The organism is Caulobacter sp. FV1ye13L, from assembly GCF_058681155.1.
Genome location: NZ_CM178732.1, coordinates 1922145 through 1945420 on the forward strand (window position 1 = coordinate 1922145; position 23276 = coordinate 1945420).

At 66.5% G+C, this 23276-nt stretch carries 18 protein-coding genes; 14 read left to right on the top strand and 4 right to left on the bottom strand.

Annotated elements, in window-relative coordinates; genetic code table 11:
- The 14 genes from ACW176_RS09215 (at position 1) to ACW176_RS09280 (ending at position 18408) form a co-directional block, all read left to right on the top strand.
- Positions 1-1374, top strand: coding sequence for a glutamine synthetase family protein (locus ACW176_RS09215; protein ID WP_492111899.1), 1374 nt, complete (start codon positions 1-3; stop codon positions 1372-1374).
- An 82-nt stretch (positions 1375-1456) separates the two neighbouring features.
- On the top strand, positions 1457-2566 hold the full coding sequence (locus ACW176_RS09220; RefSeq protein ID WP_492111730.1) for an ABC transporter substrate-binding protein: 1110 nt from the start codon (positions 1457-1459) through the stop codon (positions 2564-2566).
- A 137-nt stretch (positions 2567-2703) separates the two neighbouring features.
- Complete coding sequence (locus tag ACW176_RS09225) at positions 2704-3609, top strand: ABC transporter permease (RefSeq protein WP_492111731.1); 906 nt, start codon at positions 2704-2706, stop codon at positions 3607-3609.
- The gene (locus ACW176_RS09230; RefSeq protein ID WP_492111732.1) at positions 3609-4463 is read left to right on the top strand and encodes an ABC transporter permease; all 855 of its coding nucleotides are present in this window, start codon (positions 3609-3611) and stop codon (positions 4461-4463) included. The genes ACW176_RS09225 and ACW176_RS09230 overlap by 1 nt, the downstream gene beginning before the upstream one ends.
- A 41-nt stretch (positions 4464-4504) precedes the next feature.
- Positions 4505-5584, top strand: a complete 1080-nt coding sequence (locus tag ACW176_RS09235) for an ABC transporter ATP-binding protein (RefSeq protein ID WP_492111900.1) — start codon at positions 4505-4507, stop codon at positions 5582-5584.
- Positions 5581-6366 (top strand): gamma-glutamyl-gamma-aminobutyrate hydrolase family protein, encoded by a 786-nt coding sequence (locus tag ACW176_RS09240; protein ID WP_419320044.1) that lies wholly within the window; start codon positions 5581-5583, stop codon positions 6364-6366. The genes ACW176_RS09235 and ACW176_RS09240 overlap by 4 nt, the downstream gene beginning before the upstream one ends.
- A gap of 12 nt (positions 6367-6378) precedes the next feature.
- Entirely contained in the window at positions 6379-7782 is a 1404-nt protein-coding gene (locus ACW176_RS09245) for an aspartate aminotransferase family protein (protein ID WP_492111733.1), read from the top strand.
- Positions 7779-9182, top strand: a complete 1404-nt coding sequence (locus ACW176_RS09250; RefSeq protein ID WP_492058245.1) for a glutamine synthetase family protein — start codon at positions 7779-7781, stop codon at positions 9180-9182. The genes ACW176_RS09245 and ACW176_RS09250 overlap by 4 nt, the downstream gene beginning before the upstream one ends.
- Positions 9175-10482, top strand: coding sequence for an NAD(P)/FAD-dependent oxidoreductase (locus tag ACW176_RS09255; RefSeq protein WP_492111734.1), 1308 nt, complete (start codon positions 9175-9177; stop codon positions 10480-10482). Before ACW176_RS09250 ends, ACW176_RS09255 begins: the two co-directional genes overlap by 8 nt.
- Positions 10483-10639: 157 nt before the next feature.
- The gene (locus ACW176_RS09260) at positions 10640-12661 is read left to right on the top strand and encodes a tetratricopeptide repeat-containing sulfotransferase family protein (RefSeq protein ID WP_492111735.1); all 2022 of its coding nucleotides are present in this window, start codon (positions 10640-10642) and stop codon (positions 12659-12661) included.
- Positions 12662-12788: 127 nt separating this feature from the next.
- The gene (locus tag ACW176_RS09265) at positions 12789-15149 is read left to right on the top strand and encodes a TonB-dependent receptor (protein ID WP_492111736.1); all 2361 of its coding nucleotides are present in this window, start codon (positions 12789-12791) and stop codon (positions 15147-15149) included.
- 223 nt (positions 15150-15372) lie between these two features.
- Complete coding sequence (locus ACW176_RS09270) at positions 15373-16686, top strand: amino acid permease (RefSeq protein WP_492058241.1); 1314 nt, start codon at positions 15373-15375, stop codon at positions 16684-16686.
- 5 nt (positions 16687-16691) lie between these two features.
- Entirely contained in the window at positions 16692-17996 is a 1305-nt protein-coding gene (locus ACW176_RS09275) for a Xaa-Pro dipeptidase (RefSeq protein WP_492111737.1), read from the top strand.
- Between the two features lie 175 nt (positions 17997-18171).
- The gene (locus ACW176_RS09280) at positions 18172-18408 is read left to right on the top strand and encodes a hypothetical protein (protein WP_492058239.1); all 237 of its coding nucleotides are present in this window, start codon (positions 18172-18174) and stop codon (positions 18406-18408) included.
- Here ACW176_RS09280 and ACW176_RS09285 read toward each other — a convergent pair.
- The 4 genes from ACW176_RS09285 to ACW176_RS09300 form a co-directional block, all read right to left on the bottom strand.
- A complete protein-coding gene (locus ACW176_RS09285) occupies positions 18405-19010 on the bottom strand; it encodes a TetR family transcriptional regulator C-terminal domain-containing protein (RefSeq protein ID WP_492111738.1) in 606 nt (201 codons plus the stop codon). The genes ACW176_RS09280 and ACW176_RS09285 overlap by 4 nt on opposite strands.
- 120 nt (positions 19011-19130) lie before the next feature.
- Positions 19131-20276 (bottom strand): aromatic ring-hydroxylating oxygenase subunit alpha, encoded by a 1146-nt coding sequence (locus ACW176_RS09290; RefSeq protein ID WP_492111739.1) that lies wholly within the window; start codon positions 20274-20276, stop codon positions 19131-19133.
- Positions 20277-20409: 133 nt separating this feature from the next.
- Positions 20410-22053, bottom strand: coding sequence for a phytoene desaturase family protein (locus ACW176_RS09295; protein WP_492111740.1), 1644 nt, complete (start codon positions 22051-22053; stop codon positions 20410-20412).
- Positions 22054-22909: 856 nt separating this feature from the next.
- Positions 22910-23251 carry an endonuclease domain-containing protein gene (locus tag ACW176_RS09300; protein ID WP_492111741.1) on the bottom strand — a complete coding sequence of 114 codons (342 nt, stop codon included), beginning with the start codon at positions 23249-23251 and terminating at the stop codon, positions 22910-22912.
- Positions 23252-23276: the final 25 nt, after the last annotated feature.

Sequence of the window (23276 nt, forward strand, 5' to 3'; positions counted from 1 at the left end):
ATGGTCGCCGATCCCCAGGAATGCCGCGACTTCCTGGCCGCCAATCCGCAGGTGCGGTTTGTCGATGTGTTCTTCACCAGCATGACCGGCGTGCCGCGCGGCAAGCGGCTGCGGGTGCATGAGCTGCAGGCGGTCTATGACTATGGCCGCTTCCTGCCAGGCTCGATCCTGGTGGTCGACACCACCGGGGCCGATTGCGAGGATACCGGTCTGGTCTGGGAAGACGGCGACGCCGACCGCCGCGCGCGGCCGGTGCCCGGCACCCTGACCCTGGCCCCGTGGCTGGGCGACGACATGGCCCAGGTCATGCTGTCCCTCTACGAGCTGGACGGCACGCCCAACGATCTGGACCCGCGCCACGTGCTGCAGCGGGTGCTGGACCGCTACGCCGCCGACGGCCTGACGCCGGTCGCCGCCTGCGAGCTGGAATATTACTTGGTCGACCTGGAGCGCACCGCCGACGGCGACCTGCAGCCGCCCAAGTCCCTGCAGACGGGCCGTCGCCCGCACGGCATTGAGGTCTATGGCCTGCCCGAGCTGGAGGCCATCGCCCCGTTCCTGCGCGAGCTGTGGGACACCGCCGACGTGATCGGCGTGCCGCTGGAAGGGGCCATCTCGGAGTTCGCCCCCAGCCAGGTCGAGCTGACCCTCAAGCACAAGCCTGATGCGCTGCGGGCCTGCGACGACGCCCTGCTGTACAAGCGCATGGCCAAGGGCGTGGCCCTGCGCCATGGCTGCGAGGCTACCTTCATGGCCAAGCCCTGGGCCGACAAGGCGGGCAACGGCTTCCACGTCCATGTCAGCTTCAACGACAAGGACGGCAACAACCTGTGCGCTGACGAGGACCCCGAGGGCTCGCCGATGCTGCGCCACGCCATCGGCGGCATGAAGCAGCTGCTGGGCGAGGGCATGGCCATCCTGGCGCCCAACGCCAACAGCTATCGCCGCTTCAAGGCCAACAGCTATGCGCCGGTCGCGGCGACCTGGGGCGTCAATAACCGCACGGTGTCTCTGCGTATTCCGGCCGGTCCGGCCCCGACGCGCCATGTCGAGCACCGCGTCGCGGGCGCGGACGGCAACCCCTATCTGGTGATGGCCGTGCTGCTGGCCAGCGCTCACCACGGCCTGACCAACAAGATCGATCCGGGCCCGGCGGTGGTCGGCGACGGCTATGCGGCCGCGGCCAAGGAGAAGTCGCGTCTGCCGTCCCACTGGTTCGCCTCGGTCGATCTGTTCGATCAGTCGGCCGTGCTGCGCGACTATCTGGGTGATCGCTTTGTGGACATGTTCGTGTCGGTGAAGCGGACCGAACAGGCGAGGTTCTTCGAGGTGGTCACCAGCCTCGATTTCGATTGGTACCTGCGCAACGCGTGATCACGCTGCGCGGCAATGGCTTTGGGTTGAAAACCGCCGGGGGGATCGCCGGCTTCGAACAAATAGGGAGCTTTGAGGGACCATGAGCACCATTACCCAACGGGGCATGCAACGGGCCGGAATGAACCGCCGATCGCTGCTGACGGCCACGGGCGCCGCCGCCATCGGCCTGACCTTCACCGCCTGCGGCGAGAAGCCCGCGCCGGCCGCCGCCGGCGCCGAGGAAGCCAAGCTGAACTTCTACAACTGGGACACCTATATCGGCGACACCACCCTGGCCGACTTCAAGACGGCCACCGGCGTTGACGTGAACATGAGCCTGTTCGCCACCAATGATGAGCTGTTCGCCAAGCTGAAGGCCGGCAATCCGGGCTTTGACGTGATCGTGCCGTCCAACGAGTTCGTCACCCGCATGGGCCAGGCGGGCCTTCTGGAGCCGCTGGACCATGCCAAGATCCCGAATCTGACGAACATCGACCCGGCCTTCATGGACCCGGAATACGATCCGGGCCGCAAATATTCGATGCCCTATACCTGGCTGGTGCTCGGCATCGGCTATCGCAAGAGCAAGGTGAAGGGCGTTCCTGACAGCTGGAAGTACCTGTTCGACAGCGACCAGTACAAAGGCAAGATCGCCCTGCTGTCGGAAAGCGCCGACCTGATCCGCCTGTCGGCCAAGTACAAGGGCCACAGCGTCAACAAGATCCCGCCCGAACTGCTCGCCGAGATCGAGGCGATGCTGATCAAGCAGAAGCCGTTCATCAAGGCGTTCCACGACGACAACGGCCAGGACATGCTGGCCTCGGGCGAGGTGGATCTGGTCCTGGAATACAACGGCGACATCGCCCAGCTGATGACCGAGGACGACGATGTCGGCTTCGTGGTGCCCAAGGAAGGCAGCCTGATCAATTCCGACACCCTGTGCATCCCCAAGGGCGCGCCGCGTCCGCTGAACGCCCACAAGTTCATCAACTATCTGCTGGACGCGCAGGCCGGGGCGGCGATCTCCAAGACCATCCTCTATCCGACGCCCAACGCGGCGGCCAAGGCGCTGATGCCCGACGACTACAAGAACAATCCGGTGATCTTCCCGCCGCTGGATGTGATGTCCAAGTGCGAATACGGCGCCTTCGAAGGCGCCGAAAAGGCCAGCCAGTACGAGGAAGTCATCACGCGGGTGCGGGCGGCTTAGGCCAGATCCTCCCCCTCCGGGGGGAGGTGGCCCAGAGGGCCGGAGGGGGCAGCGCGGCCTAGGCCGCATTAGCCCCCTCAGTCGCTCCGCGACAGCTCCCCCAGAGGGGGAGCATCTACCTAGGACAGGGGGTTGGGATGGAACAGAGCTGGAAACAGGCCAAGGCGGTGTTCGCCGGCGCGCTCGGCCCGCCGCTGTTCTGGCTTGTGCTGTTCTTCCTCGTGCCGCTGGCCATCGTCTGGGCCTACAGCTTTGGCAATAACGACGGCCTGACCGAGATCGCCATCACCGGCACGTTCAAGAACTACGCCCGGGCGATCGAGCCGCTGTATCTGAAGATCTTCCTGAAATCGGCCTGGGTGGCGGCCATCACCACGGGGCTGTGCCTGGTGATCGGCTTTCCGGTGGCCCTGGCCATCACCTTCGCGTCCGAAAAGACCAAGACCTGGCTGCTGCTGCTGATCATGCTGCCGTTCTGGACCAACCTGCTGATCCGCACCTACGCCCTGATCGCGGTGCTGCGGACCGAGGGCTACGTCAATATGGGGCTGGAGTGGCTGTGGAAGGGCGGGGGCACGGCGGCGGCCCTGCTGGGCCTGCAGCCGCTCGGCGACTTCCAGCCGCTGGAGCTGCTGCACAACAATTTCGCGGTCATTCTCGGCCTGATCTATGTGCACCTGCCGTTCATGGTGCTGCCGCTGTATTCGGCCCTGGACCGGCTGGACAAGTCGCTGCTGGAGGCCAGTCTCGACCTCGGCGCCGGCCATCTGCAGACGCTGTTCAAGGTGGTCGTGCCCCTGGCCCTGCCGGGCATTGCGTCGGGCGTGCTGATCACCTTCATCCCGGCCCTGGGGGCCTATCTGACGCCCGACCTGCTGGGCGGTCCCGACAGCCAGATGATCGCTAATGTCATTGAGCGCCAGTTCAAGCGAGCCAATGACTGGCCGTTCGGCGCGGCGATGTCGTTCCTGCTGATGTACCTGACCTTCATCGCCATCGCGATCCAGGCGGTGCTGTCTCGCAAGACCCCGGAGGCCAAGTGATGGCGAAACGCTCCGCTCCCGGTCCCCTCGAATATCTCCGCCGCTGGCAGATGCAGGCCTGGCTGGCGGCGGTGGCGATCTTCCTCTACGCGCCGCTGATCGCCCTGATGGCCTTCAGCTTCAATGACAGCCGGCGCAACATCGTCTGGAAGGGCTTCACGCTCAAATATTACGAGAAGGCCTTCAACAATGCGGGCCTGATCGAGGCGTTCGGCAACAGCCTGACCATCGCGGCCGTCTCGACCGTGGTCAGCGTGGCGCTGGGCGCCATGGTCGCCCTGGCCCTCTGGCGGTTCCGCTTCCCCGGCAAGACGGCCCTGAACGGGGCCCTGGCCCTGCCCATCGTGGTGCCCGAAATCTGCATGGGCGTGGCCATGCTGGTGTTCTTCGCCAAGGTGATGCCGTGGCCGCAGGGCATGGTGTGGCCGCTGAACCTGGGGGCGATCATCATCGCCCACGTCTCGTTCTCGTTCCCGTTCGTGGCGGTGGTGGTGCGGGCCCGGATGACCAGTTTCAACCGCGAGATGGAAGAGGCGGCCCGCGATCTAGGGGCCGGCGAATGGCGAACGATCAAGGACGTGATCCTGCCGCACATGGCCCCGTCTCTGGTGGCCGGGGCGCTGCTGGCCTTCACCTTGAGCCTCGATGACTTCGTGATCACCTTCTTCACGGCCGGACCCGACACCGTGACCTTCCCGGTGAAGGTCTATTCGATGGTCCGCTTCTCGGTGACGCCCGAGGTCAATGCGGCCTCGACCATACTGATCGTGCTGACCGTGATCCTGACGGCGGCGGCGCTGAAGATGCAGGGCAATTCGGCGGCCACGGCCGGACATGGGGGAGAGAAGTCGTGAGCATCATCACCTTCGAGAACGTCACCAAGCGCTTTGGCAAGATGGTGGCCGTCGACAACGTCTCGCTCAGCGTCGAGGAGGGCGAGTTCTTCTCGCTGCTGGGCCCGTCGGGCTGCGGCAAGACCACCCTGCTGCGGATGCTGGCCGGCTTCGAGACCCCCAGCGAGGGCCGGATCCTGATCGACGGCCAGGACGTCTCGACCGTGCCGCCCAACAAGCGGCCGGTGAACATGGTGTTCCAGTCCTATGCGGTGTTCCCGCACATGAGCGTCGCCGACAATGTCGCCTATGGCCTGAAGGTGGATCGCGTGCCGACCGCCGAGCGCAACAAGCGCGTCGAGGAGGCCCTGGAGCTGGTGCAGCTGGGCGGTCTGGGCGGCCGCAAGCCCGACCAGCTGTCGGGCGGCCAGCGGCAACGCGTTGCGCTGGCGCGGGCTCTGGTCAAGCGCCCCCGCGTGCTGCTGCTGGACGAGCCGCTGTCGGCCCTGGACGCCAAGCTGCGGGAGCAGATGCGCACCGAGCTGTGCACCCTGCAGGAGAAGGTCGGCATCACCTTCATCATGGTCACCCACGACCAGGACGAGGCCCTGGCCCTGGCCACCCGCTGCGCGGTGATGAACCGCGGCGTGCTGCAGCAGGTGGCCACGCCCAGCGACCTGTACGAGTTTCCCAACAGCCGCTTCGTGGCCGACTTCATCGGCAGCGTGAACCTGTTCGAGGGTGTGCTGGCGGTGGACGAGCCCAGCCATGCGATCATCCGCTCGCCTGACCTGCCGGTGGACATCTTTCTCGATCACGGCGTCACCGGCCCGCGCGGCGGCGCGGCCTGGGCGGCGATCCGGCCAGAGAAGATCGAGCTGCACAAGAAGACCGACGACACCCCGCCCAATCTGGGCGACGCCCCCAAGGGCGCCAACGCGGTGGCGGGTGTCATCAAGCACGAGGCCTATCTGGGCGGCTCGTCGGTCTATGAGGTCGAGATCGCCAAACCGTCCGGGGGCGGCCGCAGTATCAAGGTCCACCGCTCCAACCTGACCCGCTGGGACCAGGAAGACTTCAAGCTGGGCGAAGAGGTCTGGCTGTGCTGGCACGCCTGTTCGCCGGCGGTGCTGTTGTCATGACCCGTCCCGTCGCCGGCATCATCTGCTGCACCCGCACCGTCGGGATCGAGCCGGCCCAGGCGGTGATGAACCGCTATGTCGCCGGCGCCATGCAGTATGCCGATGTCGCCGCCCTGCTGGTGCCGTCGATGCCGCAGCTGATGAAGGCCTCGGAAGTCGCCGCGCGGCTGGACGGGCTGATGCTGACCGGCAGCCCCTCGAACCTGGATCCCGCGCTTTACGGCGAGGAGATCGGCGACGCGCCCGGCCCGTTCGACCTGGCCCGCGACACCACGACCGCCGACCTGATCAAGGCCATGCTCGACCTGGGTCGGCCGGTGTTCGGCGTCTGCCGGGGCTTCCAGGAGATCAATGTCGCGTTCGGCGGCACCCTGCGCCGCGACATGGCCTCCAGCGCCGAGCTGATCGCGCACCATGCACCTGACGAGGTCGATTTCAACGGCATGTTCGACCATCTGCATCCGGTCGACCTGACCCCCGGCGGCGTGCTGTCGGCCGCGTTCGGGACCGAGCGGGCGGTGGTCAATTCGGTGCACTATCAGGGCGTCGACCGGCTAGGCGAGGGCCTGACCGTCGAGGCCCGCGCCCCCGATGGCGTGGTCGAGGCGGTCTCGGCCACCGTCAACGGCGCGCCGGTCCTGGCCGTGCAGTGGCATCCCGAGTGGCAGACCGCCGCCCATCCGCAATCCCAGATTTTCTTCCAGCTTTTCGGACGCGCCCTCAGAGGCGCGCCGCTCGTCGGTCCCGCCTCGGCGGGAGCGCCCCAAAAAGACGTCGCGTAGGAACATACCCCAATGACTGTCCCGATCCGAAACCACGACATCGCCGAGCTCAAGCGCCTGGACCTGGCTCACCACCTGCCGGCCCAGACCGACTACAAGCTGCAGCAGGAGCTGGGCGGCAGCCGGATCATCACCCGCGCTGACGGGATCTATATCCACGACGGCGAGGGCCACCAGATCCTCGACGGCATGGCTGGCCTGTGGTGCGTGAACGTCGGCTACGGCCGCCAGGAACTGGCCCAGGCGGCCTATGACCAGATGCTGGAGCTGCCCTACTACAACACCTTCTTCAAGACCGCCTCGCCGCCGCCGATCCGGCTGGCCGCCAAGATCGCCGAGAAGATGGGCGGCAATCTGACCCACGTGTTCTTCAACTCGTCCGGGTCGGAAGCCAATGACACCGTCTTCCGCCTGGCCCGCCACTACTGGAAGCTGAAGGGCCAGCCGCAGCGCACGATCTTCATCAGCCGCTGGAACGCCTATCACGGCTCGACCGTGGCGGGGGTCAGCCTGGGCGGCATGAAGCACATGCATGTGCAGGGCGACCTGCCGATCCCCGGCGTCGAGCACGTGATGCAGCCCTATCCCTTCGGCGAGGGCTTCGGCGAGGATACGGCCGCCTTCCGCGACCGGGCGGTCAAGGAGATCGAGGATCGGATCCTGGCGGTCGGCCCCGAGAATGTCGCCGCCTTCATCGGCGAGCCCGTCCAGGGCGCCGGCGGGGTGATCATACCGCCTGACGGCTACTGGCCGGCGGTCGAGGCCGTCTGCCGCAAGTACGGCATCCTGCTGGTCTGCGACGAGGTGATCTGCGGTTATGGGCGGCTGGGCCAGTGGTTCGGCCACCAGCACTACGGGATCAAGCCCGACATGATCGCCATGGCCAAGGGCCTGTCGTCGGGCTACCTGCCGATCAGCGCCGTGGGCGTTGCCGACTTCATCGTCGCCGAGCTGAAGGAAAAGGGCGGGGACTTCATCCACGGCTTTACCTATTCGGGCCACCCGACCTGCTGCGCCGTGGCGCTTAAGAACATCGAGATCCTGGAGCGCGAGGGCCTGGTCGAGCGCACCCGCGAGGACACTGGCCCCTATCTGGCCAAGGCCCTGGCCACGCTGAACGACCTGCCGCTGGTGGGCGAGGCCCGCTCGCTGGGCCTGATCGGCGCGGTCGAGATCGTCCGCGAGAAGGGTACGAACCATCGCTTCCTCGACAAGGAGGGCGAGGCCGGACCCATCGTGCGCGATATCTGCATCAAGAACGGCCTGATGGTGCGGGCCATCCGCGACAGCATCGTCTGCTGCCCGCCCCTGATCATCACCCACGCCCAGATCGACGAGCTGGTGGGGATCATCCGCAAGTCGCTGATCGAGGCCGAACCGGTGCTCCGCGCCCTGAAGCCTGAGGCCGCGTCATGAAACAGCCCAAGCACAAGAAGACCAAGCCGGACCAGCGGGTGAAGCGTGGCGTCGCCACGCTGGAGGAGGCGCAAGCCTGGTTCACCCGGCAGAATATCGAGGAGATCGAGTGCGTCGTGCCCGACCTGGCCGGCGTGGCGCGCGGCAAGATCATGCCGGTGCGCAAGTTCCTGGGCACGCCGTCGATGAACCTGCCGCTGGCTGTGTTTTACCAGACCATCACCGGCGACTTCCCCGAGTTCGAGGGGGTGGTCAATTCGGTGCAGGCCGACACCGACATCGTGCTGACCCCGGATTTCGCCACCCTGGCCGCCGTGCCCTGGGCCCAGGATCCCACCGCCCAGGTGATCCACGACGCCTACCATCCCGACGGCCGGCCGGTGGAGGAAAGCCCGCGCCAGGTGTTGCGCCGGGTACTGGCCCTGTATGCCGAAAAGGGCTGGGTGCCGATCGTGGCCCCGGAGATCGAGTTCTATCTCGTCGACAAAAACACTGACCCGGACTATCCGCTGAAACCGCCGATCGGCCGCTCGGGCCGGCCCGAGACCGGGCGCCAAGGCTATTCGATCAGCGCGGTCAACGAGTTCGATGCGCTGTTCGAGGACATGTACGAATACTCTGAACGCCAGGGTCTGGAGATCGACACCCTGATCCACGAAAGCGGCGTGGCTCAGATGGAGATCAACCTGCGCCATGGTCCGCCGCTGGAACTGGCCGACCAGGTATTCATGTTCAAGCGCACCATCCGCGAGGTGGCGCTGGAGCACGAGATCTACGCCACCTTCATGGCCAAGCCGATGGCGTCAGAGCCGGGCAGCGCCATGCATGTCCACCAGTCGATCATCGACAAGGATGGCCAGAACCTGTTCTCCCACCCCAAGACCGGGGAAGAGACGGCGCTGTTCCACAATTTCATCGCCGGTCAGCAGACCTATCTGCCGGCGATCATGGCCATACTGGCGCCCTATGTGAATTCCTACCGCCGGATCGCCAAGGACTCCGGCGCGCCGGTCAACACCCAGTGGGGCTATGACAATCGCACCTGCGGCCTGCGCGTGCCGCCGTCGAACCCCGCCAACCGGCGACTGGAAAACCGCATCCCCTCGTCGGACGCCAATCCCTATCTGGCCATCGCCGCGACCCTGGCGGCCGGCTATCTGGGCATGGTCAAGGACCTCAAGCCCAGCCCGCCGGTTCTCACCGACGCCGGCGCCCGGGGCATCGAACTGCCGCGCAGCCTGACCGAATCCCTGAAGCTGTTCGAGGCCTGCCAGGACCTGGTCGATATCCTGGGGCCGGTCTTCTGCCAGGCCTATGACCACGTTAAACAGGCCGAGTACGAGACCTTCATGCGCACGATCAGTCCCTGGGAGCGCGAGTTCCTGTTGCTGAATGTTTAGCGCCTCAAAGCCCTTCCCCCATCAAGGGGGAAGGGAGACGACCTCCTGGTACGCCGACACCGCCACGCCCTTCCCAAGCCTGCTTCCGCTCAGGGGCGATGTCCGCGCCGATGTCTGCGTGATCGGCGCGGGCTATACCGGCCTGGGCGCAGCGCTCCAGCTGGCCCGGCGCGGCGTCTCTGTGATCGTGCTTGAAGCGGGCCGTGTCGGGTCGCAGGCGTCGGGCCGCAATGGCGGGCAGGTCCATACCGGCCATCGCCGTGATCAGGCCTGGCTGGAAAAGACGGTGGGCCAGGACGACGCCATGGCCCTGTGGCGACTGGCCCAGGACGGGCGGACGCACCTGCACGCCACCATCGCCGAGCACGCCATCGCCTGCGACCTCAAGCCCGGCATGATCCATGCTCGCCACCGTTCAGGCGGCGAGGCCGAAGACGCGGCCCATATCGAGCACATGGCCCGGCGCTATGGCTATGACGCCCTGTCCCTGGTCGGAACCGATGATCTGGCCCGGGATCTCGGGACAGACGTCTATCATGGCGGGCTGATCGACCGGGACGGGGGCCACCTGCATCCGCTGAACCTGGCCCTTGGCCTGGCCCGCGCGGCCATGGCCGCTGGCGCGACACTCTCCGAGCACAGCCGCGCGCTGTCCTGGACCCGCCAGGGCGGCAAGATCGTGGTGTTCACCGCCGATAGCCGGGTCACCTGCGACCAGCTGATCGTCAGTGGCGACGGCAGCCTCAACCACATGGCGGGTCGGGCGCGGGATCGGGTCATGCCGATCAACAACTTCATCCTGACCACCGAGCCGTTGGGTGATCTGGCCGACCAGATCATCACCTCCGACGCCGCCGTGGCCGACAGCCGTTTTGTCGTGAACTATTTCCGCAAGACCCCGGATGGCCGGCTGCTGTTTGGCGGCGGCGAGAACTACCGCCCGGGCTTCCCGGCCGACATCGCCGGCTTCGTCCGTCGACACATGCTGAAGATCTATCCGCGACTGAAAGACGTGAAGATCAGCCACGCCTGGGGCGGCACCCTGGGCATCACCATGAACCGCGTGCCGTTCGTGGCGCAGGTCGCGCCCGGCGTTCGGGTGGCGTCCGGCTATTCGGGGCAGGGGGTGATGCTGGCCCCCTATGTCGGCAAGCTGCTGGCCGACGCGGCGCTGGGCGAAGGCGCTGGCGTGGATCTGCTGTCGCGTCTGCCGACCCCGCCGTTTCCGGGCGGCGGCCTGCTGCGCTGGCCGCTAACCGTCGCAGGGCTGAGCTGGTACGGACTACGGGATCGTCTGTGAACTTGCCCCCTCCTGACCGCTGCGCGGTCGTCCTCCCCCGGAGGGGGAAGATGAAGCCGCGCTGACCTCATCTTCCCCCTCCGGGGGAGGAGCGCCGAAGGCGCGGAGGGGGCAAGTGCGAATTGACAAGCTCCGCGAGCCTCTCTCTCCTCGCCCGATGACCACACAGACGACCTCTGCCCAGGGCGGCCTCGCCACCGCGCTTGAACACGCCCAGCGTCTGCTGGAGCGCGACCCGGCCCTGGCCCGCCAGCAGGCCGAAGCCATCCTGGAAACGGTTCCGCGCCACGCCGGCACGACCGTGGTGCTGGCCGCCGCGCACCGTCTGGGCGGAGACCCCGACAAGGCCCTGGCCGTGATCGCGCCGCTGGCGCGGGGCCTGCCCAGCCTGGCCGAGGGCCAGCTGGAGCTGGGTCTGACCCTCGCCGATCTTGGCCGCACCGCTGAGGCTGTCGCGGCCTTCCGGCGCACGGTTGCGCTCGATCCCCGCGCCGGCGAAGCCTGGCGCGGTCTGGCCGAGGGGCTGGACCTGATGGGCGACACGGCCGGCGCCGAGCAGGCCCTGGCCCAGCAGCTACGGGCCTCGACCCGTGATCCGGCCCTGATCGAGGCCGCCGCCGCCCTGATCGACAACCGGCTGGGCGAGGCCGAGCAGCGGCTGCGCGACTACCTCGCCGACCATCCCGCCGACGTCGCCGCCCTGCGCATGCTGGCCGAGACCGGCGCCCGGCTGGGCCGTTACGAGGACGCCGAGCGCCTGCTGACGGGTTGCCTGGAGATCGCGCCCGGCTTCGCCGCCGCGCGGCACAATCTGGCGACCATGCTCTATCGCCAGAACAAGTCGGCCCAGGCCCTGGCCCAGATCGAGCGCCTGACCGACCGCGATCCGCGCCATCCCGGCTACGCCAACCTGCGCGCCGCCATCCTGTCGCGGCTGGGCGAGTACGACACCGCCATCGGGATTTACGAGCGGATGCTGGCTGAGTTCCCCAACCAGCCCAAGGGCTGGATGAGCTATGGCCATGCGCTCAAGACCGTGGGCCGCCAGCCCGACTGCGTCGCCGCCTATCGCAAGGCGCTGGAGCTGTCGCCGGGTCTGGGCGAGGCCTGGTGGAGTCTGGCCAATCTGAAGACCGTGAAGTTCGACGCCGCCGACCGCGCCGCCATGGCCGCCGGGCTGGAGCAGCCTGACCTGTCGGACGATGATCGGCTGCACCTGCACTATGCTCTGGGCAAGGCGCTGGAAGACGCCAAGTCCTATGCCGACTCCTTCCAGCACTATGCCGCCGGCGCGGCGATCCGGCGCCAGCAGGTGGACTACGATCCTGAGGAAAACCACGCCGATGTGGCGCGCTCACGCGCGGTGTTCACCCCGGCTCTGCTGGCCGCCACGGCGGGGCAGGGCTGCCCGGCGCCCGATCCGATCTTCGTGGTCGGCCTGCCGCGCTCGGGCTCGACCCTGATCGAGCAGATCCTGGCCAGCCACAGCCAGGTCGAGGGCACGATGGAGCTGCCCGACCTGATCGTCATGTCGCGGCGACTGGGCGGCAAGGCCAACCGCCGCGAGGATTCGACCTATCCGGAAATGCTGGCCGACCTGTCGCCAGACGCCCTGCGGGAACTCGGCGAGGAGTATCTGGAGCGCACCCGGGTGCAGCGTAAGACGGACAGGCCGTTCTTCATCGACAAGATGCCCAACAACTTCGCCCATACCGGCCTGATCCACCTGATCCTGCCGAACGCGAAGATCATCGACGCGCGACGCCATCCGCTGGGCTGCTGCTTTTCGGGCTTCAAGCAGCACTTCGCCCGAGGCCAGGCCTTCAGCTACGACCTGACCGACATCGGCCGCTACTATGCTGACTATGTGGACCTCATGGACCACTTCGACACCGTGCTGCCGGGCCGGGTGCACCGGGTGATCTATGAGGCGATGATCGAGGATCCGGAAGGCCAGATCCGCGCGCTGCTGGATCATTGCGGTCTGCCGTTCGAACCGGCCTGCCTGAGCTTCCACGAGAACGACCGCGCCGTGCGCACGGCCAGTTCCGAACAGGTTCGCCAGCCGATCTTCAAGGACGCCGTCGAGCATTGGCAGAATTTCGAATCGGCTCTGGGCCCGCTCAAACAGGCATTGGGAGACTGTCTGGCGACTTATCCGGACACGCCTAGAAACTGAACACCCCGATCGGGGTCTGCCATTTCTGCAACAGTCGGAAGATTCGGGATTTTCTGGCGCTTTCCGCCTTGCCGAGCGCTTGGCCGCGGCCGAACATCGTTCCCTTAAAATGGTACGGGGAGCGACCATGACGACGCGTAAAAATTTCAGGCGGGCGGGAGTCTATTCGGCCGCGTTGCTGGCTTCGACCATGCTGACCAGTGTGGCGGCCATGGCCCAGGAGAGCCAGGCCGTTTCGCTGGAAGCGGTGTTGGTCACGGCCCAGAAGCGATCCGAAAATCTGCAGGACGTGCCGGTCAGCATCCAGGCGATGGGTGAGGCCAAGCTGGAGCAACTGCAGGTCTCAAACTTCGTCGACTATGTGAAGTATCTGCCCAGCGTGTCGTTCACGACCTCGGGCCCCGGCTTTGGTCAGGTCTATATGCGTGGCGTCGCCAGCGGCGGCGACGGCAACCACTCGGGGTCGCTCCCCAGCGTCGGCGTCTATCTGGACGAACAGCCGACCACCACGATCCAGGGCGCGCTCGATCTGCACGTCTATGACGTGGCGCGGGTCGAGGCTCTGGCCGGACCGCAGGGCACGCTGTACGGGGCCAGCTCGCAGGCCGGCACACTGCGCATCATCACCAACAAGCCCAGCACCGCCGGCTTCTCGGCGGGCGTCGATGTCGAGATCAACCAGGTTGATGGCGACGCGTTCGGCCATGTCGAGGAGGCCTTCGTCAACATCCCTCTGTCCGACACCATCGCCGTGCGCCTGGTCGGCTGGAACGAGGAAACGGCCGGCTATGTCGACAACGTCAAGGGCACCCGCACCTATGGTCGCGGGACAGCCGACACCAGCGACGACCTGACGATCAGCAATGCCAGCGTCGCCAAGGACAACTACAACAACTCCAACACGCTGGGTGGCCGCGCCGCCCTGCGGGTCGAGCTGGGCGAGAACTGGATCATCACCCCGGCCATCATGGGGCAGCGCACCAAGTCGCGCGGCCTCTACGCCTTTGACCCCAAGGTCGGCGACCTGAAGGTCACACACTTCTACCCAGAGGGTTCGAACGACGAATGGGCCCAGGCGGCCCTGACCATCGAGGGCAAGGTCGCCAATCTCGACGTGACCTATGCCGGCTCGTACCTCAAGCGCGACGTTGATACCCGTCAGGACTATACGGACTATTCCTATTTCTATGACCAGATCGGCTACGGCTTCTACTGGACCAACGACACGGGCGGTCTGGCCAATCCGTCGCAATATATTCAGGGCAGGGACGGCTTCACCAAGGAAAGCCACGAGTTCCGCGTCGCTACGCCCGACGACAAGCGCCTGCGCTTCATCGGCGGCCTGTTCTATCAGCGCCAGCAGCACAACATCACCCAGCGCTACAAGATCGACGGCATTGGCTCCGACATTGAGGTGCCCGGCTATAGCGACACCATCTGGCTGACGGCCCAGCAGCGGATCGACCGTGACTATGCCGGCTTCGGCGAAGTCACTTTCGACATCACGCCCAAGCTGACCGCCATGGCCGGCATCCGCTTCTTCAAGTCCGACAACTCGCTGGAAGGCTTCTACGGCTACGGCACCGGTTATGGCGGCACGGGGGAGCGGGCCTGCTTCCGCACGGGCGGCGTCAATGGCGCGCCCTGTACAAACCTGGACAAGCGGGTCAAGGAAACCGGCAACGTTCCCAAGGTCACGCTCACCTACAAGTTCGACGACGACAAGCTGGCCTATGTCACCTACTCGGAAGGCTTCCGGCCGGGCGGCATCAACCGTCGCTCGACCCTGCCGCCCTACCAGGCCGATTATCTGAAGAACTATGAGTTCGGCTGGAAGACCAGCTGGCTGGAAAACCGCTTCCGCTGGAACGGCGCCGTGTTCATGGAAGACTGGAAGAACTTCCAGTTCTCGATCCTGGGCGCCAACGGCCTGACGGAAATCAAGAACGCCAACCAGGCCCGCATCAAGGGCGTTGAGAGTGATGTCACGCTCGCCGTGGCGCGCGGTTTCACGATCAATGCTTCGGCCGCCTATACCGATGCCCAGCTGGCGGCCAACTATTGCGGGGTCACGGACTCGGCCGGCAATCCGATTACCAACTGCGCCAGTCCGCAGGCACCGGACGGTACGTCGCTGCCCGTCACGCCCAAGTTCAAGTCCAATCTGACGGCGCGTTACGAGTTCGATCTGGGCCCTTACCAGTCGTATGTTCAGGCCGCGACTGTCTATCAGACGGGTAACTGGTCAAACCTGCGACTGGCCGACCGCGCCTTTATCGGTCGTCAGCCCAGCTATACACTCGTCGATGTTTCGGGTGGGCTGAGCAGGGACGAGTGGTCATTGTCGGTGTACATCAAGAACCTTACCGACAAGCGCGCCAGTCTGAACCGCTATGCCGAATGTGCTATCTCCACCTGCGGGCCACAGCCCTATATTGTGCCTAACCAACCGCGCACGATCGGTGTGAAGGTCGGTCGCACGTTCTGATCGTGAAGGGGGCGGCTCGCAGGAGCCGCCCTTTTTTCGTTTGAGACCCTGATTTTGTGGCGTGTCTCCATCCCTCCCGCTCAGCGTGGCCAAGGTCGTACTCCGCCTTCTGGCCCTGGAGATCGGGACTTGATCCGCCTTGTAAGTGCGCCCGGCGGTCCGGCTTGCCGGTCCTGACCCGGGGACCGGCCTCGGCCGGGCAAAGCGGAAAAGGTATGCTTTCGTGAAAGTGGTTGAACCCAAGGCCCTGGGCTTCTGGATGTGCGTGGCCCTCGTTGTGGGCAACATGATCGGCTCGGGCGTCTTCATGCTGCCCGCCTCCCTGGCGCCCTATGGCTGGAACGCCGTCGCGGGCTGGGTTCTGACCATTGGCGGCGCCCTGTGCCTGGCCTTCGTGTTCGCCCGTCTGGCCAAGGCCTTTCCGCAGGGCGGCGGACCCTACATCTACACCCAGGAGGCCTTTGGCCCCGCCGCCGGCTTCATGGTGGCGTGGAGCTACTGGATCTCGATCTGGGTCGGCAACGCGGCCATCGCGGCCGGCACGGTCAGCTATCTCAGCGTTTTTTATCCGCAGATCGCCACCCAGACCGGCCTGCACTGCGCGATCACCCTGGTGATGATCTGGGGCCTGACGATCATGAACTGCTTCGGCGCGCGGCTGGCCGGCGGCATGCAGGTGGTGACCACGGCCCTGAAACTGCTGCCGCTGATGGGGGTGATCCTGCTGGCGGCGGTGGTGCTGGGCAAGACCGGCGGCTCGACCATCCTGCCGTTCCAGGCCCAGGACCTGACGCCGGTGGGCATCACCGCCGCCGCCACCCTGACGCTGTGGGCGCTGCTGGGCATGGAGTCGGCCACCGTGCCGGCCGGCAAGGTCAAGGATCCCGAGCGCACCATTCCGCGCGCCACCCTGGTGGGCACCGCCTTCGCCGGGGTGATCTATCTGATCGTCTGCTCGGCGGTGGTGCTGATGACCCCGGCGGACATGCTCAAGACCTCCAACGCGCCGTTTGCCGACTTCGTGGGCCTGTACGGCGGCGGCGACGCCCGTCTGGTGCTGGCCGGTTTCGCGGCGATCAGCGGCTTTGGGGCCCTGAACGGCTGGATGCTGCTGCAGGGTGAGGTGCCCTACGCCATGGCCAAGGGCGGGGTCTTTCCGGCCTTTCTGGCCAAGACCTCCAAGCGCGGCGCGCCGGTCCGGGCCCACGTGCTGTCCAGCCTGTTCCTGACCGTTCTGGTGACGATGAACTACGCCAAGTCGATGGTCGAGCTGTTCACCTTCATGGCCCTGCTGGCCACGGCCATCTCGCTGTTCGCCTATCTGTTCTGCGCCATGGCGGCGCTGCGCCTGCAGAAGCAGGGCCGGATGGAGCCTTCGCGCGCCGTGACCGTGGTGGCGATCATCGCGACGATCTATTCGTTCTGGACGCTGTATGGCGCGGGCGAGGCCAGCCTCTGGAGCCTGGCGCTGCTGGTGGTGGGCCTGCCGATCCACTGGCTGATCAAGCGGTTCGCCGTCGTTCCCGCTACGGAGTGAAGACCATGCCGCGCAGCCTCACCGCCCTGGCCGGCGCCGTTCTGGCCGCCGGTCTTGTCGCCCTGACCCCGCCCGGTGCCCTGGCCCAGGTCAGGCCGACCTATGTCCATGCCGGCAGGCTGGTCGACACCGAGGCCGGCAAGGTCCTGACCAACCAGCTGATCCGCATCGAGGGCGAGCGCGTCACCGCGGTCGGGCCCTGGACGACCGCGCCCTCCGACGGCCCGGTGCTGGACTGGACCGCCTATACCGTCCTGCCCGGCTTGATGGACATGCACACCCATCTGGTCGACCAGGAGCAGACCGACAACATCGCCGAGCCCCTGCTGACCACGGCCGCCGAGCAGGCCTATATCGGCGCCGCCCACGCCCGGGCCACCCTGATGGCCGGCTTCACCAGCGTGCGCGACGTGGGAACCTGGCGGGCGTTTGGCGACGTCGCCCTGCGCGACGCCATCGACAAGGGCTTCGTGCCGGGCCCCCGCATGTCGGTGGCCGGCGCCTATATCACCACGCCCGGCGGCGGCGGCGAGATCACCGGCATCGCCGCCGATGTCGGCATCCCGCCTGACATGCGGCGCGGGGTGGTCGAGGACGTGGCCGATGCGCATGCCAGGGCTCGCGCCCTGCTGGTGGGCGGGGCCGACTTCCTGAAACTGATCGCCACCGGCGCCGTGCTGACCGTGGGCACAGAGCCCGGCCAGCTGGAACTGTCGGAAGACCAGATCAAGGCCGCCGTCGACGAGGCCGCCAAGCGTGGAACCTACGCCACCGCCCACGCCCATGGGGCGGAAGGCATCAAGGTAGCAGTGCGGGCCGGGGTGCGCTCGATCGAGCACGGCTCGCTGATCGACGACGAGGGCATCGCCCTGATGAAGGCCAGGGGCGCCTATCTGGTTGCCGATATCTATAACGGCGACTTCATCGACGCCTATGGAACAGCCCACGGCTGGCCGGCCGAGACCCTGCGCAAGAACCTTGAGACCACCGACGCTCAGCGGATCGGCTTTGCCAAGGCCGTGAAGGCGGGTGTGAAGATCGCCTATGGCACCGACGCCGGCGTCTTTCCGCACGGCCAGAACGCCAAGCAGATGCCCTATATGGTCAAGTACGGCATGACGCCGATGCAGGCGATCCAGTCGGCGACCACCGTCTCGGCCGCCCTGATGAGCAAGTCCGCCGAGGTCGGCGCGATCAGCAAGGGCCGCTATGCCGACATGATCGCCGTCGCCGGTGATCCGCTGGCCGATATCGCCATCCTCTCCTCGGTGGCCAAGGTGATGAAGGGCGGCGTGGTGGTGAAGGAGTAACGTTACTCACCGCTCTTCCCCTACGTCGCCTCAAAGCTGCTCCAAGATTCACCAGCCTTCGCCTTGGCGCGGCCTGTGCAATGTGCAATGCAACACGCATGTTGCTGTGCAGCATTGAAACACTGTCACGCGGACGCTGTATGTCCGACGCTTAAGCCCGTCCAAGGAGTTCCTCATGGCCACCGAACACAAGTACTTCGTGCGCCCGGTCTCCGGTGTCTGGCATGTGACCTGGAACGATGCGCCGGACCTGATCGGCTCCTATTCCTGCCAGGCCGAGGCCCAGGCCATCGCCGAAATGCTGGCCCGCCACATGCGCGTGCAGGGCAAGACCGCCAAGGTCGAGGTGTTTGAACCCGAAGTTCGCCGCGCCACCTGGGGCCGCAGCATCGTCAGCCACGCCGCCGCCTAATCTAAGAAAACCGGCGTCGGCGAGTAGCCCGCCAATAGCCGTTCCGCGATGGCCCCGGCTTCGGCCGGGGTGAAGACCGTCGGGTCCAGGCACAGCTCCAGCCACAGCCCATCGACCACGGCGGTCAGGCCGATGGCCGCCAGCCGTGCGTCGACGCCGGTGTCGCAGGCGGTCAGCAGCTCCTCCAGCCGCGCGCGATAGCCGGCATAGGTGCGCCGATGGATGTCGGCGATGGCGTCATTGATCTTGACCAGACTCCAGAACGCCAGCCAGGCGGCCAGCAGCTGCTGGTCCAGCACCGGCGGCCTGAAGCTGGCGGTCAGATAGGCTGACAGCCGGGCGCGGGGCGCGGCCCCCGCCTGCGCGACCGCAGCCTCCAGCGCCGCGTCGATCCGTTGTCCCACCGCCTCATAGGCGGCCGCGATCAGGGCGTCGACGCCGTCGAAATAGTGCCGCAGCAGGCCGGGTGAGACGCCGGCCTCCGCGCAGATTGTCCGCACCGACGCGCCGGCCACGCCGTCGCGGGCCAGCACGGTCTCGGCGGCGGCGACCAGCGCCTGACGGCGGACGTCGGCGGTTTCCCGGGTGAAGGGGGCGCGCATTTTAATCTGTCATCCCGGCCGCAGCGAAGCGGAGAGCCGGGACCGCCGGAAGCGCGGAGCTCGCCGCGGTCCCGGATAGCCTCTTCGAGGCTTCCGGGATGACAATGAGAAGAGGGTGGCTCACCACCCCGTCGGCGGCCGATCCAGCCGCGCCTCGGGAATAAGCGCTCGCATCTTGCGGCCAAAACTGCGCAGCGAAACCTCCGAGCTGGCCAGCGGCCCGGCCGTAAAGCTGCGCGACGCCATCCCCTCCTGCACCCGGGCCACCAGCTCGGTGTCCTCGGTATTGACCTGGCGGTTAATGCGCCAGTTCAGATAGCGCGCCGCCTTCATCTCGCGGCGGTCGTCGGGCAGGGCGTAGGCGATCTCGCGGATCAGGGTCTGGGTGGCCGAGACCGGGATGAACTGCATGAAGTCCACCTGGTCGGGATAGATGTCGAAGGCGAAGTTCGGCCACAGCTTGAAATAGGTCCACAGCCGCTTGCGCTCGGGCGGCAGGTGCGCAACGTCGGGCAGCAGGTCCTGATACAGCCGCTCGGACGGGTTGGCCGAGGGCTCGTCGATCAGCTGGCCCCACATCTTGTCGACCCAGGGCTCGGCTTCGACGCCATAGCCCTTGCCGAACAGCCGGGTCAGGCCCGGATGGGCAACGGGGATGTGCAGGCCGTCCGAATAGTTGTCGCTGATGTTCTTCCAGTTCACCGCCCGGGGCCGCAGGGTGACGCGGCCGAACGGCTGCAGGTCCTCGAAGCGATAGTGGGCCACCTCATGATCGTACGGCGCCATCATCTCGGCGACGGACGGGCCATCTCCCTCCAGTCGGGTGAAGACAAAGCCGCGCCAGACCTCGACACCCACCTTGACCAGGCCCTGCCTGTCCATCTCCAGCGCCGGATAGGTGTCGCGCATCGGCACGCCGATCAGCCGGCCTTCCAGGTCGTAGGTCCAGGCGTGATAGGGGCAGACGATGCGGCCGCCGCCCTTGCCACAGCTGCCGCTGGGGCCATCGACCAGCCGCGCGCCGCGATGGCGGCACACATTGGTGAAGGCCCGCACGCCGCCGTCCTTGCTGCGCACCACCACGACGCTCTCGCCCAGGAAATCCAGGGTGTGGAAGTCGCCGGCCTTGGGGATGTCGTTCAGATGGCAGACCACCTGCCACGAGGGCCGCAGGATCCTGTCCTGCTCTTCCTTGAAGAACCGGTCGTTGCCGTAGGTCCAGCCGGGCAGGCCCCAGTCCGCTTGCGGGTCTTGGTTGGAGGTCATTGGACTTGCCCCCTACGGGCTGCTTCGCAGCCGTCTTCCCCCGGAGGGGGAAGATGAGGTCGGCGCCGTCCATCTTCCCCCTCCGGGGGAAGACGATCGCGAAGCGATCCGTAGGGGGCAAGTGATCCAGCCATCACCGCCCCACCGCCGACAGCTTCAGCGCCGTGACAAAGTCCTTGTCGCGCAGGATCTCGCGCGCCGCGTTGCGCCCCGGATTGCCCGAAACCCCGCCGCCCGGATGACAGCCGGCGCCGCACATATAGAGGCCCTTCAGCGGCCCGCGATGGCTGGCGTGACCCAGGATCGGCCGCGCCGCCCACAGCTGATCCAGCGACATGTGGCCGTGCATGATGTCGCCGTTGACCAGGCCAAACTTCCGCTCCAGGTCCGTCGGCGACAGGATCATCCGTCCCAGGACCGATGCCTTGAAGTTGGGCGCCCAGTCATTGACTGTGTCGATGATCAGGTCGGCGGCGGCCTCGCGCTCGTTGTCCCAGGTGCGGCCGTCGGGCAGGTCCCAGGCAAACTGCTGGCAGAACAGGCTGGCCACGTGCTGGCCGGGCGAGGCCAGGGTGGGGTCCAGGGTCGAGGGGATCAGCATCTCGACGATCGGCTTCTTGCTGATGCCGAAGGCCTTGGCGTCGCGATAGGCCTCGTCCATGTAGTCGAGGCTGGGCGAGATCACGATGCCGCACTGATGGTGCTCGGCCGAGACCTTGCCGGGCAGGCAGGTGAAGTCCGGCAGCTCCGACAGCGCCACGTTCATCCGGAAGGTGCCCGAGCCGTTCTTGTAGCCCTTGATCGCTTTCGTGAAGGCGGCGGGCAGGGCCGAGGGCGCGATCAGCTTGCCGTACAGCAGGGCCGGATTGAGGTTGGACGAGACGATCGGGGCCATGATCTGGCGGCCGTCGACCAGTTGCACGCCCGTGGCTCGGGGGCCGTCCTTGCCGTGTTCGACATGCACCGCCTCGACCGGCGCATCGAGCAGGATCTCGACGCCCAGGGCCTCGCAGGCTTTCGCCATGGCCTGGGTGATCGCGCCCATGCCGCCGATGGCGTGGCCCCAGGCGCCCTTCTTGCCGTTCACCTCGCCGAAGGTGTGGTGCAGCAGGACATAGGCCGAACCCGGCGAGTCCGGGCTGGCGAAATTGCCGACCACGGCGTCGAAGCCGAAGCTGGCCTTGACCGCGTCGCTCTCGAACCAGCCGTCCAGGAAGTCGCGGGCGCTCTTGGTGAACAGGTCCAGCAGGTCGCGCTTGCGCTCCTTGCTCAGCAGGGCCAGCCGCGTGCCCTGGCGGGCGCCGCGCAGCAGGCCGTGGATGCCGTCGCCCAGATTGGGCGGGGTCTCGGCGGCCAGGTCGCGCAGCACGTCGCCGATCTCGTCCAGCATGGCGTAATAGGCCGGCAGCACCTCGGCGTCGCGGCGGCTGTACTGGCGGAAGGCCTCCTGGGTGCGCTCAAGACCGCCGCCCAGTTTCAGATATTTGCTGTCGCTGATCGGCAGGAAGTTGGAGATCGGCCGCTCGACGATCTTCAGGCCCAGAGCGTGCAGGCCCATGTCGGCGAGCACCTTGGGGCTCAGCAGGCTGACCGTGTAGCTGGCGACGGAGTTGCGGAAACCCGGGTGGAATTCCTCGGTCACCGCCGCGCCGCCGACCACGCTGCGGGCCTCGCAGATCGTGACCTTCAGCCCGGCCGTGGCCAGGTAGAAGGCGCAGACGAGGCCATTGTGGCCGCCGCCGATAATGACGGCGTCGCGGGTTTGGGTGGTGGCCATGTGATGTCGTCCCCGAGTTGAAGGGGAGAGGTTGCTATACGAGTGTATAATAGGCAAGGGGGCGCAGGCGCTCAGCCTCACGCGATCACTCGCTGAAGGGATGGAAAGGGTCGCGGAGCGTCCGGACCACGTCCGGAGGAAAATAGAATAACCGTTTCGACGAAGCCGAGCGCTCCGCGTGGTCGTTATCCATCAGCGTCCCGGCGGGTGGCCCAGTTGGGGCCTTACCGGAACCCGGACGCCTCGGTTTCCCGAAGTCCCGAAGGTCGGGGGGCGTGGGGCCAATTCTGACCAACACTCGCCTTGATCCCCATCCACGCCGACGGCGGGCGGGTCCTGCAACGCCAGGATCCCCGGACGCGCTTCAGTATCCCCCTGAAGCCCAGCCCCGCTCGATCACCCCCCGCCGCCGCAATGGTCGCTGGCCTTGCGCCCTTTCCTCGCGACGAGGTGGGATGATTATGCGGGTGGTTTGAGCTCCGAGGATTGGCGCGATCAAGTTTTTTGCAAGTGGCTGATTTCGTTGACGTTGGCTTCGGAAAGTATGGGGATTGAGCGCGGCCAATCCCCGTGCGCCCAGCCCTCTCCCAGAGGGAGAAGGGTTCGATCTAGGCGCCCAGCCCCCCCTTCGCGCCGAAGGGAGCCATCCTTAAATCTCACGGCGAGACGATCGCCGGACTGACCTGGACAGACCGGCACGCTGCAGCCTCCAGGAGATGCAAGGCTTGGCGCTCCGCCGGGGCGTCGGCTTTCGGGCGAGAAGCCAAGGGCCGCTTTCGACCCAAGCCGGGCTCAATCAACCCTCTCTCTTCGAGAGAGGGCGGGGCCCGCCGCGCAGCGGTGGGAGGGTGAGAGGTTACACCCTGTCCGAACGAAGCACCGCCAGGATGTCATCTGATACGCCGCCAGGGTCGGTCAGCACCCGCGCGTTGGGAAACCTCATCACAACATAGCCGTAGAGTTCCAGGGCCTGGGTGCGCCCTTCATCATAGTCCTCGCGGCCTTCATGGGCCTCGCCGTCCAGCTCCACGATCAGCTTGCCCGCCTCGCAGACGAAGTCGGCGAAGTAGCGGTCTATAGCGACCTGCCGCAGGAACCTGAACCCGCCCAGTCGCCGATTGCGAACGAGGGTCCATAGCGTCTTCTCGGCCAGGGTCTGGTTGCGGCGGAGGCGACGGGCAATGGCGGTCTTGTCCATGTCGAGAGCATGATCTGAAGCGTCA